General features: G+C 32.0%; 15 protein-coding genes. 5 read left to right on the top strand and 10 right to left on the bottom strand.

Going from position 1 to position 14,618, the window contains the following annotated elements:
- Positions 1–271 precede the first annotated feature (271 nt).
- The 5 genes from B0A81_RS11530 to gcvT form a co-directional block, all read right to left on the bottom strand.
- The gene (locus B0A81_RS11530) at positions 272–928 is read right to left on the bottom strand and encodes a hypothetical protein (RefSeq protein ID WP_089058174.1); all 657 of its coding nucleotides are present in this window, start codon (positions 926–928) and stop codon (positions 272–274) included.
- 21 nt (positions 929–949) lie between these two features.
- Positions 950–1,378 (bottom strand): SMI1/KNR4 family protein, encoded by a 429-nt coding sequence (locus B0A81_RS11525; protein ID WP_089058173.1) that lies wholly within the window; start codon positions 1,376–1,378, stop codon positions 950–952.
- A 364-nt stretch (positions 1,379–1,742) separates the two neighbouring features.
- Positions 1,743–2,456, bottom strand: coding sequence for a YebC/PmpR family DNA-binding transcriptional regulator (locus tag B0A81_RS11520; protein WP_026729302.1), 714 nt, complete (start codon positions 2,454–2,456; stop codon positions 1,743–1,745).
- Positions 2,457–2,647: 191 nt separating this feature from the next.
- Positions 2,648–4,678 (bottom strand): S41 family peptidase, encoded by a 2,031-nt coding sequence (locus B0A81_RS11515; protein WP_089058172.1) that lies wholly within the window; start codon positions 4,676–4,678, stop codon positions 2,648–2,650.
- 220 nt (positions 4,679–4,898) lie between these two features.
- Positions 4,899–5,981: a glycine cleavage system aminomethyltransferase GcvT gene (gene gcvT, locus B0A81_RS11510; RefSeq protein ID WP_089058171.1), complete on the bottom strand. Its 1,083-nt coding sequence runs from the start codon at positions 5,979–5,981 to the stop codon at positions 4,899–4,901.
- A gap of 344 nt (positions 5,982–6,325) precedes the next feature.
- On the opposite strand from gcvT, the gene B0A81_RS11505 reads away from it, so the two are divergent.
- From B0A81_RS11505 to B0A81_RS11495, 3 genes are all read left to right on the top strand, one after another.
- Positions 6,326–7,174: an NAD(P)H-hydrate dehydratase gene (locus tag B0A81_RS11505; RefSeq protein WP_089058170.1), complete on the top strand. Its 849-nt coding sequence runs from the start codon at positions 6,326–6,328 to the stop codon at positions 7,172–7,174.
- Positions 7,175–7,446: 272 nt separating this feature from the next.
- On the top strand, positions 7,447–8,229 hold the full coding sequence (locus tag B0A81_RS11500) for a HipA family kinase (RefSeq protein WP_089058169.1): 783 nt from the start codon (positions 7,447–7,449) through the stop codon (positions 8,227–8,229).
- Positions 8,219–8,602, top strand: coding sequence for a DUF3037 domain-containing protein (locus B0A81_RS11495; protein WP_089058168.1), 384 nt, complete (start codon positions 8,219–8,221; stop codon positions 8,600–8,602). The genes B0A81_RS11500 and B0A81_RS11495 overlap by 11 nt, the downstream gene beginning before the upstream one ends.
- A 241-nt stretch (positions 8,603–8,843) precedes the next feature.
- On the opposite strand, the gene B0A81_RS11490 is transcribed toward B0A81_RS11495, so the two are convergent.
- Together B0A81_RS11490 and B0A81_RS11485 are read right to left on the bottom strand one after the other, a co-directional pair.
- Positions 8,844–9,392 carry a HutD family protein gene (locus B0A81_RS11490; RefSeq protein ID WP_089058167.1) on the bottom strand — a complete coding sequence of 183 codons (549 nt, stop codon included), beginning with the start codon at positions 9,390–9,392 and terminating at the stop codon, positions 8,844–8,846.
- 284 nt (positions 9,393–9,676) lie between these two features.
- On the bottom strand, positions 9,677–10,183 hold the full coding sequence (locus B0A81_RS11485; RefSeq protein WP_089058166.1) for a GNAT family N-acetyltransferase: 507 nt from the start codon (positions 10,181–10,183) through the stop codon (positions 9,677–9,679).
- Between the two features lie 235 nt (positions 10,184–10,418).
- On the opposite strand from B0A81_RS11485, the gene B0A81_RS11480 reads away from it, so the two are divergent.
- Together B0A81_RS11480 and B0A81_RS11475 are read left to right on the top strand one after the other, a co-directional pair.
- Positions 10,419–11,483: an endonuclease/exonuclease/phosphatase family protein gene (locus tag B0A81_RS11480; protein WP_089058165.1), complete on the top strand. Its 1,065-nt coding sequence runs from the start codon at positions 10,419–10,421 to the stop codon at positions 11,481–11,483.
- A gap of 125 nt (positions 11,484–11,608) precedes the next feature.
- Complete coding sequence (locus tag B0A81_RS11475) at positions 11,609–12,001, top strand: helix-turn-helix domain-containing protein (RefSeq protein WP_089058164.1); 393 nt, start codon at positions 11,609–11,611, stop codon at positions 11,999–12,001.
- 190 nt (positions 12,002–12,191) lie between these two features.
- Here the strand turns inward: B0A81_RS11475 and B0A81_RS11470 are convergent, their stop codons facing one another.
- Genes B0A81_RS11470 through B0A81_RS11460 form a run of 3 tightly spaced genes read right to left on the bottom strand, consistent with a single transcriptional unit; the run spans position 12,192 to position 14,529 of the window.
- Positions 12,192–13,301, bottom strand: coding sequence for an MBL fold metallo-hydrolase (locus tag B0A81_RS11470; RefSeq protein WP_089058163.1), 1,110 nt, complete (start codon positions 13,299–13,301; stop codon positions 12,192–12,194).
- A gap of 2 nt (positions 13,302–13,303) precedes the next feature.
- Positions 13,304–13,894, bottom strand: coding sequence for a hypothetical protein (locus tag B0A81_RS11465; RefSeq protein ID WP_089058162.1), 591 nt, complete (start codon positions 13,892–13,894; stop codon positions 13,304–13,306).
- Positions 13,876–14,529 (bottom strand): hypothetical protein, encoded by a 654-nt coding sequence (locus tag B0A81_RS11460; protein WP_089058161.1) that lies wholly within the window; start codon positions 14,527–14,529, stop codon positions 13,876–13,878. The genes B0A81_RS11465 and B0A81_RS11460 overlap by 19 nt, the downstream gene beginning before the upstream one ends.
- Between the last annotated feature and the right edge of the window lie 89 nt (positions 14,530–14,618).

Below are 14,618 nucleotides of genomic sequence, written 5' to 3'. Positions count from 1 at the left end.
TTTCTCTGGAGTTCAATTTTATAATATAAAAAGAAAAGACTATGCAATCCGGAAAGCTTTAGGAACTGACTTTGCATCATTTAAATATAAATCTACTTTAAGAAAACCGAAATTTTATACAGTCTGAGACTTTAAATGTTAAGTGCTTTTGATATGTAAACATTTAAGTAGTAAAAAAATAGAGTTAAAATATTAAATTCTAAAACAATAAGAAATTGAAGTTTAAATTTAAAAATTACGTTAATGGGGCAATTATTGCGATAGAGAAAAATTAAACTTCCATTTTTGCTAAGTATTCATTTATGTTAAAATCAGGATTCGGATTCTCTTTATATTCTCTTATTAGTACTTCTTGAGATAGAAAAATATCATATCCAATTTGTAAACTCCCCCTTTCATTAAATTCTTTTTGTAATAGATTTTCGTTCTCCCAGCCTAAACTTTTATTTATTTTTTCTAAAACAGATGACAATCTATGATTATTTAAATTATATCGTTCCAGATTCCAAATATATGAATGACTATTTTCGTCAAAAGACATTGGCATCCAGATATCAGACTTTGTTGATAATACGAAACTTTGCTGAAACGTACGAAAGCTTTGCAGGCAAAAGATACTTGAATGTATTTCTTCACCTTTTTCGGTATATATTACCGTGTCCCCACTAATATCAAACTCAAAACAGGTTTGTAAATAATTATCTTTTTCTATTAAAGAGATTAAATCGTCGATGTTTTTATATTCCAATTTTTGATTCTTACCGTCTAATAATTTTGGAATTAATAATTGCGATTCGATGAGAATAGTTAATATGATTTTTAAATCTGATCTAATCTCAGGGTATGGTGAAATGTCATAATCATAATCGTATTTATTGCTGTCAAAATGCCAACTTCCTCTTAATTTTCTCGGTACATAAAGTTTCATAACTTAAAAATTAATAAATCATTATAAATTTATTTCCTCTTCAATCTTTAACCCATTTATAAAATCTTCAAAACTATCTGCAATTTTTAAAAATTGCTCTTCAGGAAGATAATCTGTCCAGCGGTTGACTAAGATAGTTTCATAATTTTGACCCTGATCTAGACATAAACAAAAATGCCATCCTCCCATATCTAAAGCAAAAGGAATGAGTTTGCGATGATAATTTTGAAGAAACTCTTCGGTAAGTTTAAACAAATCAGCATAGTTTAAATAATTTTTAACTTCCCAGACAGTTTTGTCATGATCTACAAAATATCTCTCATAATGACATAATCCTCCATTTAATTTTAAAAAGTCTTTAAAATATTCAGGTAAGTTTTCACTAATGATACTTTCGATGTGTCTCATATTTGAGTCACCCATTCTTGGATATAGATTTAATTTTCTCATTTTTTATGGATATCTTCTAAAAATACTGCGCAATCCCGAAAACTTTCGAGACCGACTTTGCATCATTTAAATACAAATCTACTTTAAGAAAACGGAAATTTGATACAGTCTAAGACTTTAAATGTAAGATACTTTTAAAATATGAATATATAATGTAATGAAAAAAATAGTGTTAAAATATTAATTTCTGAAGCAATAAGAAATTGACATTTAAATTTAAAGATTACTATGATTGACTTATTACAATGAAAAACAAGATTAGAAAACTTTGACTGACGGTTATTTACGAGCTGATTTTCATTAATAAGTAAAAAAAAACTCCAGATTTCTCTGGAGTTCAATTTTGTAATATAAAAAGAAAAGACTATTCCTCTTTCATAGTGTGATAAACGTTCATTACGTCATCATCTTCTTCAATTTTTTCGATTAATTTTTCAACATCAGCGATTTGAGCTTCTGTTAATTCTTTAGTGATTTGCGGAATACGCTCAAAACCTGATGATAAAATTTCAAGTCCTCTGTTTTCTAATTCTTTTTGCAAAGCACCAAAACTTCCAAAAGGAGCATAGATTAAGATTCCGTCTTCATCTTCGAAAACTTCTTCGGCACCAAAATCAATTAATTCAAGTTCTAATTCTTCAGCATCAAGACCGTTGTTTGCAATTCTAAAGTTACAAGTGTGGTCAAACATGAATTCAACAGAACCTTGAGTTCCCATAGTTCCGTTGCATTTGTTAAAATAACTGCGAATATTAGCAACTGTTCTGTTATTGTTATCAGATGCAGTTTCAATCAAGATTGCAATTCCGTGAGGCGCATATCCTTCAAATAAAATTTCCTTATAGTTGGCAGTATCTTTATTACTTGCATTTTTTATCGCGCGCTCCACATTGTCTTTCGGCATGTTTGCGGCTTTTGCATTTTGTATAACAGCTCTTAATCTAGAATTGGCATCAGGGTTTGGACCGCCTTCTTTAACTGCCATAACGATATCTTTACCAATTCTGGTAAATGTTTTAGCCATTGCTGACCAACGTTTCATTTTTCTTCCTTTTCTAAATTCGAACGCTCTTCCCATTTCTAATTTTTAGTTTTTGTGATGCAAAAATACGGTTATTCCTTAATTTTTCCAAAATCAAAATTTAAGTTTTTTTGATTTATTTTGAGGTTCAGGTTTTAAGTTTCAAGTTGGTACAATATTGCGTAAAATTTAGCACGCTATGTGTAAAACCCGAAACTTGAAACAAAAAAACTTGGAACAAAAAACTTTTATTTCGAAGAATTAAAGTCATTTATAATATTAACCGCTTCGTTTAGATATGGATTTATTTTTAAATGATCCATTTGGTACTGATTTATTGTTTTGTCATTAGGATATGCACTCAATAAATACTGATTTACAGTGGAGTTGTAAACGTCCAGCGGATTATTTTCGTCATTAAAAGTATTGATTTCTTTCCACAAAGAATTTACTATTTTTTTCTGATTAAAAACAGCATCAATCGTCATTGGTACTTCAGCTTTTGGAGTGTTTACCAGTTGATCGATTTTTAGATTGATTTTTTTAATATCATTAAAATAAAAATTATCAGCCAATCTTGCCTTACTGTTTTTGGCTAGTTTATCAATTAAAGCTCGTTTTACATACGGGCGGTATTTTAGCGTTGAAGTAATGCTGTCATTTTTAATAGCAGTTGGAAAATCGCTTTCTTTTTGATAAACATCTTCATAAAACTCAGGAAGAACTACGTCTGGTGTAACACCTATATATTGATGACTTTTTCCTGTTACTCGGTAAAATTTATTAATCGTAATTTTTAGAAAGTCTGTATTTTTTGTTTCGTCAAGCGAAAGAATCGTCTGCATAGTTGCTTTGCCAAGCGTACTGCTGCCTACTAAAAGTGCGCGGTTATAATCTTGCATGATAGAAGAGAAAAATTCACTGGCCGATGCCGTATTACTATTTACTAAAATTACAATTGGACCTTTGTAGATCACACCTTTAAAAGGGTCGTTTATAATAGATTTTTCTTTAGTATGGTCGATAACAATCGAAAGCGGACCATAATCAACAAACATTCCGGCAAGTTTGATGGCTTCTTCCATAGAACCGCCGCCATTATCTATTAAATCTATAACAAGACCTTTGATATTGTCTCTTTCTAATTTTATAATTTCTCTGGCTACATCATCAGCGCAGCCTTTTCGGCTGTTTCCATCCAGATCAGCATAGAAACTTGGAATTTTGATATATCCAATTTTACTGTCTTTGCCAATTATAAAACTGAAAACCGAATTTTCTTCATCTTTCATTACTTGCTTTTCAATGTAAACCTCAAAACTTTTACCTGAATTCCTTTTAAGAGTAATAGTCAAGCTCTTATTCGCCTCAGATAAAATCATGGTCGAAATAGATTCTAATGAAGCACACGAAACCTGAAGCGTTTCTTTTTGATTAGAAACCGAAACGATTTGATCGCCTTTTTTTATCTGGCCAGTTTGATATGCAGGACCATTTGGGTCAAGTTCTTGTACAATAATTTCATTTTTTTCATTAAGGTTTACCGTCATTCCTAATGATAAATGCTCTTTGGACAACGACGCAACAAAGCTCGATTTAGAATCGTCGCTAAAATAGGCTGTATGCGGATCAAAATAGGTGCAGAAAAAATTATAAAGATTTTCGTTTTGATTCGTTTTGGTTTCTAACAGCGTATTAATACGACAGATTTCATTTGATAAAATCAATTTTCTAGATTTTGCCTCTATAGATTTAAAATTGGCTTTAATAGAATCTAAATTATCGCTTGTTTCTGCCATATCATCAAGAATTTGATAGTGTATTTTTTTTCGCCATACTTTCTCTAAATCTTCTTTTTTCAAATAGAAAGGAAATGATTTTTTGTAGAATCTAATGGTGTCTTTTTTACTGTAATCAAAAGGTGCAGCTTGAATTTTTTCAAGAATACTTTTTGTTCTTTCTAATCCAGCGATGTATTTTGATGTAATGTCAGTCAAAAAACTGCAGTCGTTTTCTAGAATTAAATCGTCTAAGTTTAAACGATATTTTGCGGCCATTTCATCGTATTCATTCTTAAAAAAAATGTTTCGAGAGGGATCTAATTCATTAATTAGATTGTCAAAAACAAAAACTGATAAACTGTCATCGACTGGTTTCGGACGTAGGTGTTCTGCTTGGATTGTCGCATTTATTTTGTTTAGTATTTCGCAGGTGTTGTCACTATTTTGACTAAATAGAACGTTGGCAGTTAACATCAATACTAATACTATTTTTTTCATAAATCGAAAATCTTCGTTTAGACTAAAATTACGTTTATTTTTTCATAAAAATTACGTTTTTTCTAAAAAATCTTACATTCGAATAAATGTTTTTAACAGCCATAAATGCATTTGAAAATAACGCAGATTAAATCACTTTTTCTTGTAAATACTTTAATTTTTGGCCAAAAAAAAATGCATTACAATTTGTAATGCATTTTCTAAATATTTTAGGAAAATATTATTTCTTGTAAAAAGGCAGTTTCACCACTTTTGCAGGAACATCATTTTTTCTAATTCTAATAAAAACATCACTGTCAACAGCGCTGTTAGCAACAGTAACATATCCTAAACCAATACCTTTGTTCATAGAAGGAGACATTGTTCCAGAAGTTACAATACCAATTACTTCACCTTGAGCATCAACGATTTCATAATCGTGTCTTGGCACCGCACGTTCCTGCATTTCAAAAGCTACTAATTTTTTTGTAACACCAGCTTCTTTTTGTTTTTTCAAACTTTCAGAATTTGTAAAATCTTTAGTGAATTTAGTAATCCATCCTAAACCAGCTTCAAGAGGAGAAGTTGTATCGTTAATATCGTTTCCGTATAAACAGAATCCCATTTCCAAACGTAAAGTATCACGGGCAGCAAGTCCAATAGGTTTGATTCCGTAAGCTGCACCAGCTTCAAAAACTTTATTCCAAATTGCTTCAGCATCTGCATTTTTGCAATAAATTTCAAATCCGCCAGAACCAGTATATCCAGTAGCAGAAATAATTACATCATTAAAACCTGCAAAATCACCAACTTCAAAGTGGTAATATGGAATTGCAGCTAAATCTAATGACGACAAAGGCTGCATTGCTTCAACCGCTTTTGGTCCTTGAATTGCCAATAAAGAATAATCATCAGAAAGATTTTTCATTTCAACACCTAAATCATTGTGAGATGAAATCCAGTTCCAGTCTTTTTCGATATTCGAAGCATTTACAACAAGTAAATACTCTTCCTCTTTCATTTTATATACAATCAAATCATCTACAATTCCGCCTTCATTGTTTGGCAGACAAGAATATTGAGCTCTTCCAATTGTCAAAGTCGAAGCATCGTTTGAAGTTACTTTCTGAATCAAAGCCAAAGCATTTGGACCAGTAAGTAAAAATTCGCCCATATGCGAAACGTCAAAAACGCCCACACTGTTTCGAACTGTTTCATGTTCAGCATTTACACCTTCGTATGTAATAGGCATATTGTAACCTGCAAAAGGCAGCATTTTTGCTCCCAAACTCTCATGTATGTGCGTAAGCGCAGTATTTTTCATTGTGTTGTTTTATAAAATTGAATCGCAAATTTATTTAAAAAATATCAAATTTGAATGGTATAAATTATAAATTTCGCAATGATTAGGAGCTATTTCCTGCTATCCGCTATATCTTTTACTTTTTAAAGAAAAAAGTAAAAGGATGCCGCTGTTATCAGGGCTAGGGCTGATCGTTTAAAAGAAATATTCGTGCTTTCGATTTTTTATGTAACTTTAATCAAGAAACATAAAAGAATCCTTTATACAAAGTTTTTATAATCAGCTATGTTTGTTCAAACAAGTGAAGCGCCATTATTCGCAAAGAAAAGCTATGATTCTATGTGTTTAAAATAAAAAAGCATCAAATGAAATCTCCGTATTTAATCACAAAAGAGGAAGCTTTAAGAGTATACAAACCTGTAAATCCTCATACACACAAAGGACTTCAAGGCCATGCCGTTATTATTGCGGGAAGTTACGGAAAAATTGGAGCCGCCGTTTTGGCCTCAAAATCCTGTTTAAAATCAGGATGCGGACTCGTAACGACTTTTATCCCAAAATGCGGTTATCAGATTCTTCAAATCTCAATTCCCGAAGTAATGACAGTTACAGACGAAAATACAAATTTCATTACTAACATTCATTTACCGTTAATTCCGCAGGCAGTTGGCATTGGACCAGGAATAGGGAAGGAACTCGGAACACAAAAAGCTTTATTTGAATTTTTAAGAATCAATAAAGCACCTTTAGTTATCGATGCAGATGCCTTAAATATTTTAGCCGAAAATCTATCTTGGTTTGAATTAGTTCCAGAAAACACCATTTTAACGCCGCATCCAAAAGAGCTGGAACGTTTAATAGGTAAATGGAATTCAGATTCCGAAAAATTTCAAAAAACAATTGCATTTTCAGAGAAATATAAAGTGATTGTAGTAATGAAAGGCGCGCCGACTTTTATCATCAATAAATCTGAAATTTACCAAAACACAACTGGAAATGCTGCTCTTGCCACCGCAGGAAGCGGAGATGTTTTAACCGGAATCCTTACAAGTCTGCTTGCACAAGGTTATGAGCCCAAATATGCAGCAAAACTAGGCGTCTATCTTCACGGATTAACAGCCGATTTAGCTTTACCAAAAACAGGTTATGAGTCTTTTACCGCTTCTACAATTATTAAATATCTAGGAAAAGCTTTTCTTGAATTAGATAATTAGAAAATATGTTAATCAGATAATGTTGTACTTTTTTTGTGTACAGTATTGTTTCAAAATGTATATAATTACAAATGTCAGTCTGAGCGAAGTCGAAGACTAATTGTAATGTGAAGTCCTTCGACTTCGCTCAGGATGACACAAAGGGAATAAATCTGCAAAATCTGCGTGAACAGGGGAAAAATCTAAAATCTGCTTTCTACAATCTAAAATCAAAAATCGTAAGTTTGTATTATCAAAGATTAGAAACTTAGCATCTTTGAATCTTTAAAAAAATGAAAAACAACTTCGATCTTAGAACGGTAAATGTTACTCGTTATATTACGCCTTTGCGCGAAGGCGGATCTTTGCCCGCTTTGGCAGAAGCCGATGATGATTTTAAATACGTCTTAAAATTCAAAGGAGCCGGACACGGTGTAAAAGCCCTTATAGCCGAATTAGTAGGCGGACAAATTGCAAAAGCTTTAAAATTGCAACTGCCAGAATTGGTTTTTGCTAACCTTGATGAAGCTTTTGGAAGAACCGAAGCCGATGAAGAAATTCAGGATTTACTGCAAGGAAGTCAAGGATTGAATCTTGCGCTTCATTTTTTATCAGGTGCCATTACTTTTGATCCAGTTGTAACCACTGTCGATGCCAAATTGGCTTCACAAATCGTGTGGCTGGACGCCTATATTACAAACGTTGACAGAACTTTTAAAAATACCAATATGCTGATTTGGCATAAAGAACTATGGCTCATAGATCATGGTGCTTGTTTGTATTTTCATCATTCTTGGAACAATTGGGAACAACATGCCAAAAGTCCGTTTGCATTAATAAAAGATCACGTTTTATTGCCGCAGGCTTCACTTTTAAAAGAAGTTGACGCCGAGTTTAAAGCGCTTTTAACAACAGAAATTTTAGAAGATATTGTAAATACAATTCCGCTCGAATGGCTGCAATGGGAAGATACCGATGAAACGCCCGAAGGTTTAAGAAATGTGTATTTGCAGTTTTTAAAAACCAGATTAGAAAATTCAGAAATCTTTGTAAATCAGGCTCAAAATGCAAGATAATCACTTATATGAGTATGCCGTGATTCGAGTTGTACCAAGGGTAGAACGCGAAGAATTCCTGAATATCGGAATTATTTTATTTTGTAAAAAAGCCAAATTTATAAAAGTACTTTTTCATCTTAATAAAGAAAAAATTCAAGCGCTTTCTGACGATTTTGATATCGAACAATTAGAATGTAATTTGACTTCATTAGAAAAAATCACAAACGGAGCCAAAGACGGCGGACCAATTGCAGAATTCGATATTCCAGAGCGTTTTCGATGGTTGACCGCAATTAGAAGTTCGGCGATTCAAACGTCAAGACCACATCCAGGTTTGTGTCAGGATTTAGAGAAAACAATTCAGCGTTTGTTTGAGGAATTAGTTTTGTAAGGCTCAAAGGCACAGAGGTTCAAAGCGACAAAGGTTTTATTTAATGCATTTATCCCCAATCTTGTCATTTCGATCCCGAGGCTTCGGGATCGAAATGACAAACTGTATGGAACTGTATCAAAAGATCTTTGCTACTTTATTCTCAATAGCTATCGGGATTTCGAGAAAAAAAAACTTGCGAGCTTTGCGTAAACCTTTGCGAACTTTGCGGTTAAACTTTTAAACCCAATACAGGATCAGATTAAAAATCCAGCATTCCAAAAAGGCATTCAGTAGAAAAATCAAGTATTACATTTTCCTTTTCTTGATTTTCAATCACCAATAAATCATACGGTTCTAAAGAGTAATGCTTCTCATTAATTGTAATAACGGTTGTCTGTAAAGAAAATAAAAGTAGTATTTGAGCATCACAATTCTGATTACCATTTGTTATTTCCAGTTTGTGATGAGGTATTTTTTCAGAAATCATCCAGTTAAAATCAATCCCTTTTGTATAAGAAGTCACTTCATCATCCGAATTGAATTCCATGATTTCATATTTCTCGTATACTTTTTTTTCTTTGTTTATCTCAATATGCAAGCTGTTATCGAGCATAACCAAGTATCGGTAATAGCCTTTAAATTTGGTAAACTCTGAAGGAACTTCGTCTATGGTAGCGCTGCTTATTCTAAATACAAAATCTCTATCGGCATAACTTGCTGTTTTCGGATATATTGTATATTCATATGTCAATCCGCCGCTCCAAATAGAAGCAGTAACATTTTTTTTAGGCAAAAAACGTATGTTCATTATATTAAAATTTTTAATCCGTTGGGTGAAATTATTTTAACACATAGAAACATAGATTTTGTTTACGTAAAAAAGGCGTTTCACTTATTTAAAATGCATATAGCCTTCTATGTGAAAGAAATATATTTCTTTTTGTATCCTTTTTTACACATAAAATCTATGTTTCTATGTGTTTAATATTTTTTAATAAGACTTCAAGTTTTTAAATACATAATTGATCCTGCTTTTAGAATAACTTATACTGTAAAAAAATGTGGTGTCTTTATTTCTTCGCGGTAAAAAACTTAAATCTTTTTCTCGAGGCAAAAGAACTCCAAAGGTTCTTCCGAAACCGTTATATGTACGCCGCTTTCAGGAAAAGCTTCTCTTTCGCCAGTATCAACATAACCGTGTCGTTTGTACCAAGCGATGAGTTCTTCACGAACCGAAATAACCGTCATAATAATGCTGGATAAACCAAGAGTTTTAGCATGAATTTCGGCTTCAGCCAAAAGCTTTTTCCCAATTCCGCTATTTTGAAGTTCAGGCGAAACTGTCAACATTCCTAAATACAATTGATGTCCTTTTTCGACTAATAAAACCGAACCAATAATCTTATCATTCTCCGTAAATTTCAAAATCGTGTTTTTAGGATCCTGCAAAATTTCGGTCATTTCTTCTTCATCAGTTCTTTTTCCTTCCAGTAAATGCGCTTCGGTTGTCCAGCCTTTTTTAGAAGTTTCTCCTCTGTAGGCAGAGTTAATTAAAGTTACTAATGCGGGAATATCTTGTAGTGCTGCTTTGGTAATCATTATAAATTGGGTTGTATTTTATAAAATTGAATTGCCTTCTGCTTTATCGGGAAAAACAAAATTACAATATTGAAGAATTGCTTTAGCCAAAATACAAACGTTTTTTGATTGAAGCTATTTTTGTATTAATTTTTAACAACTATTTCTCTTGATTTGTATTATGATGTATATTTGAATTTAGCAAATCAATAATGTAGACGAGAGAAAAACTCAATCTAATTTTTTAAGATATTCAATGAAAAATAAAATACTATTCCTTGTTTCTTTGTTGTTTTTTGGAGCGGCAATTAGTTCTGTGTCAGCTTTTGGTGTGAAGTCTTTGACGGAAGATAATTTTAAGAAAGAGTTAAAAGTGCTGTCATTAAATACTTGGCACGAAGGAACTACAGTAAAGGGAGGATTTGACGCGATTGTAGACGTAATTCTTCAATCTGATGCGGATATTGTTTTGCTGAGTGAAATACGTAATTATAAAGAAGTATTGTTTACACCGCATATTTTAGAAGCTTTAAAAGCCAAAGGCAAGATTTTTTATGGCTCGAGCCTTAAAACAGATGCTGTTATTTTGTCTAAATTTCCTATCGAATCTACGACATCAATAAGTTCAGAATCGCTAATAAAATGCATGATTAGGTTAAACAAGAAAACTAGTGCTGCCGTGTATGCCGCACATTTAGATTATACACATTATGCTTGTTATCTGCCAAGAGGTTACGACGGAGTTAATTGGAAAAAATTACCAGAACCCATTTTAGATACCGAAAAAATTCTGAAACAAAATATTGATTCACAGCGTGACGAAGAAATAGCACTTTTTGTAAAAGATGCTCAAATCGAACGTAAAAAAGGAAATCTAGTGCTTTTAGGAGGCGATTTTAACGAACCTTCGCATTTAGATTGGACAGCAGCAACAAAAGATTTATACGATCATAACGGCGTTATTATATCGTGGCATAACAGTGTAACGCTTAAAAATAGCGGTTTTCTAGACGCTTATCGAGTAAAATACCCTGATCCGGTTAAAAATCCAGGATTTACTTGGCCGGCTTATAATACAGATGTGGAATTGTCAAAACTATTATGGGCAAAAGACGCGGACGAAAGAGATCGTATTGATTTTATCTATTTTTATCCAAATAAAAAACTCTCGCTGACAGATACTGTAATTGTTGGACCAACGGCAAGTATTGTAAAAGGAAAAGGAGTGGAGACTCAGGACGGAGATACGTTTTTGAAACCAAATGGTATTTGGCCGTCTGATCATAAAGGAGTTTTGGCAACTTTTTCGATTGCTGATTAATTACTGACGTTATATAAAGTCTCTCGGCTTCATACGCATTGGTTATGAAAAGGGTATCTTACAAAAATAGGTTTGTTTTTTACGGAAATCTATTTTCGTTTAAGAATTTTAAATATCTTTGAATTATGAGTATAGCAATAAAACCAAAACATATCGGCAGAAATATAAGCCGTATCAGGGAGCTTAAAGATATGAAACAGGATGCACTGGCATTTGCTTTAGGAATAACCCAACAGACCATTTCGAATATTGAAAACAGCGAAACGGTTGACGAACAAAAACTAATTGAGATAGCAAAAGCTCTTGATGTTTCTGTTGATGCGATTAAAAATTTTTCAGATGAAGCTGTTATTAATTACTTTAATAGTTTTCATGATAATATTGTTACTACAGGCAGTATTTTTGCGACAAATTGTACTTTTAATCCTTTAGATAAAGTTGTTGAACTTTACGAACGTTTGGTGCAAGCTGAAAAAGATAAAGTGGAATATTTGGAGAAGTTATTGAACGGGAAATAAATGTTTTTAAAGATATATTAAATTGAAAAGAGACCTTTTTTATTGGTCTCTTTTTTATTTATGTTCAATTACTAGCGCGAACGTCCAGCTTATGAGTATTTGTTTTTTTGAAAAATTTCGTTGGTTATTGAGCAGAACGCTCTCGCTAGCAAAAGGTGCGCGATTAAATAAGACAACTATGCATTTTTTTTCATTGACCGCCAATTTTATATGCATTTCTATATATTTGTGTATGCCATCCTGTGGGATTAATATAATCAAAGCGAGATGTTATAATTCCTTCAGTAAATTTTACTTCCTCTAAAGTTCTATTAAAATCTTGAATTATTTTTGATATTTCTTTTGACCGTTGTTTTGCTTTTGGTTTTTTATTGGATATTATTGGTGACGTTATAAAAATTTCTGAAGAATGTACTGTATAATTATCAATCATTTCTCCTGTTGGTAATTTACTTCCATGATTCCATGGAGTCAATTTTAGAATAGAATTCTTTTCTATTAGCTTTTCGAATATTCGAATGTCATAGCCGTTTTCTGAACCATGATGTGGAAGCTTAAAAAGTTGTGCCTTTATATGATCTATAACTTTTACATTATTAAGTACATCTAGCCATCCTTCATTAGGATCTGTTCCAACTTCTAGGTCACCTCCTAAAATAATTCGCTGATCTAAAAACTTTACAAGAATAGCCACACTAGTTTCATTTGGTTTTTTGTGAATTACTGTGCGTTTTTTCTTTGCTACGATCTCAATTAAATTACCAATTTCTTTATCAAAATTTGTTACAACACTTTCTGATGGAGATATAGCATATATTTCAAAAAAAGTTGCATCGATTTTTCCCTGATAAATTACAGTGTCTGCGTTTAATCTTCGTGCAATATTTTTTTTTGTTCTCTTATTCAGGATTTTAAGGCATTTACTAAACTCTTCTGTGGATCTGAAGCCTCTTTGTGAATTAATTTTTTCATCAAAGCCTATAAATTGAAGAAATTTTGGAATGTCATTAACTCTTGTTGGGGAAAAATCAGCATTAGGACAGAGTTCTAATATTCTAGACATTCCTTTAATATGATCATCATGCCAATGAGTGCAAATTACTTGTTTTACTTGATTTGTAAAATCTACACCGATTGATTTTAAATACTCAATTGGTAATGGTTCTTTTGTCTCAGGATTTATGCAACTATCAACAATGAGCCAATCTGATTCTCCTAACTTTATTAAGATGCATTCACCATATCCGCCTCCAGTTCCAATTAAAGTTATTTCAACTTCATTTTTTTTTGGTCCAATCATATTTAAACCCAATTGATGTTACCGTATTGAGTATCTAAGCTGTCATGGAGTTCATCAAATTCTTTAACAGTAATATCCGCCAAACGTCTCATACGAATTTCAGAACGTTTCGTTTGAGTTTTATTTTGTATTATATTTCCAATAGACCAATAAAAAATGGCACCTAAATCTATTAGTTCATGATCCTGTTCCGTAATATCCGTTTTTATGTTAAAGGATGCAATCTCATATGTTCCACAATGATTATCTAAATCGTATAGTTTAGCTTTAAATATGGGGTAATTGATGTCTACAATTACACCTTTCCAAGTTTTATTGTTTTTAGTATATACCTTTCTTTTAAAGATATTAAATCTGTTATTTACATGAGTATAAGGAACTTCAATGTTCATTTTTTTTAATCTATTAACTTCCGTCTTGATTATATTGACTGTTTTTTTTTCAGTTTGTGTATTATTGGGTTCAGCATTAATTTGCTGATTGACCGATTCAACATCTTCCTTAGAATAATTTGTAGATAATATTCCAATAGAATCATTGTCCAATGCCCAATGCTTTTTTGACATACTGTGACCTAATTGTATTTTTTCCATATCTCCATTATTATATTTTCAGAGTTGTTTAGAATAGATTCCCAGTTTGCTGATAAAAAATCAGAAAATGATCTGCCATCAAAAAAGTCATCATAATGACTATTTACATTTATAGCAACTCCTCTGGCTGGTATCAGGTCGGAAGGAAAAATTTTTATATTTTTAGTTGGTGTGTTTTTTGTCTTTTCGGGTTTTTGATCAGTAATTATGATCTCCAATAATCTAGGATCTTCTATAAAATCAAATGTTTTATTTATGGGAGCAAGATGATATCCAAAATTTACATATTCTTTTTCAGATTGCATTTTAAAATGCTTTCCATAATTTATTCCAAAAGCAGAGATAGGAGTTTCACTTAGTAGTTGAAAAATACTTGCGCACAGATCTTTTAAAGGTTCCCGATATGACTCTTGAAATGTTTGTAATTCAAGTCTTGAAGGTCTTATTTCAAGTTTAAATTCATCAGTTTCAATAACTGTCAAATCAGCGTGAACCATTTTTAAATTTTCTGGATCGCCTTCGGATTCCCTAATCAATTTTTTATTTACGAGCCATTCTGGTTGAAAAATTCTCGGATTGAAACTTCCAATTATGACTATAGAAATATTGAAAATCTCTTGTTCAGGTATCTGCATAACTATATTTGTGAATTTAAGCTATATATTAATTTAAACTAGACAACTTAAGTTTTTTTAAATAAGTGTCATAATTTCAAGTAAATATA

The organism is Flavobacterium plurextorum, from assembly GCF_002217395.1.
In the GTDB taxonomy this organism is placed as follows: Bacteria; Bacteroidota; Bacteroidia; order Flavobacteriales; family Flavobacteriaceae; genus Flavobacterium; species Flavobacterium plurextorum.
This window is presented reverse-complemented; position numbering and strand designations above follow the sequence as displayed.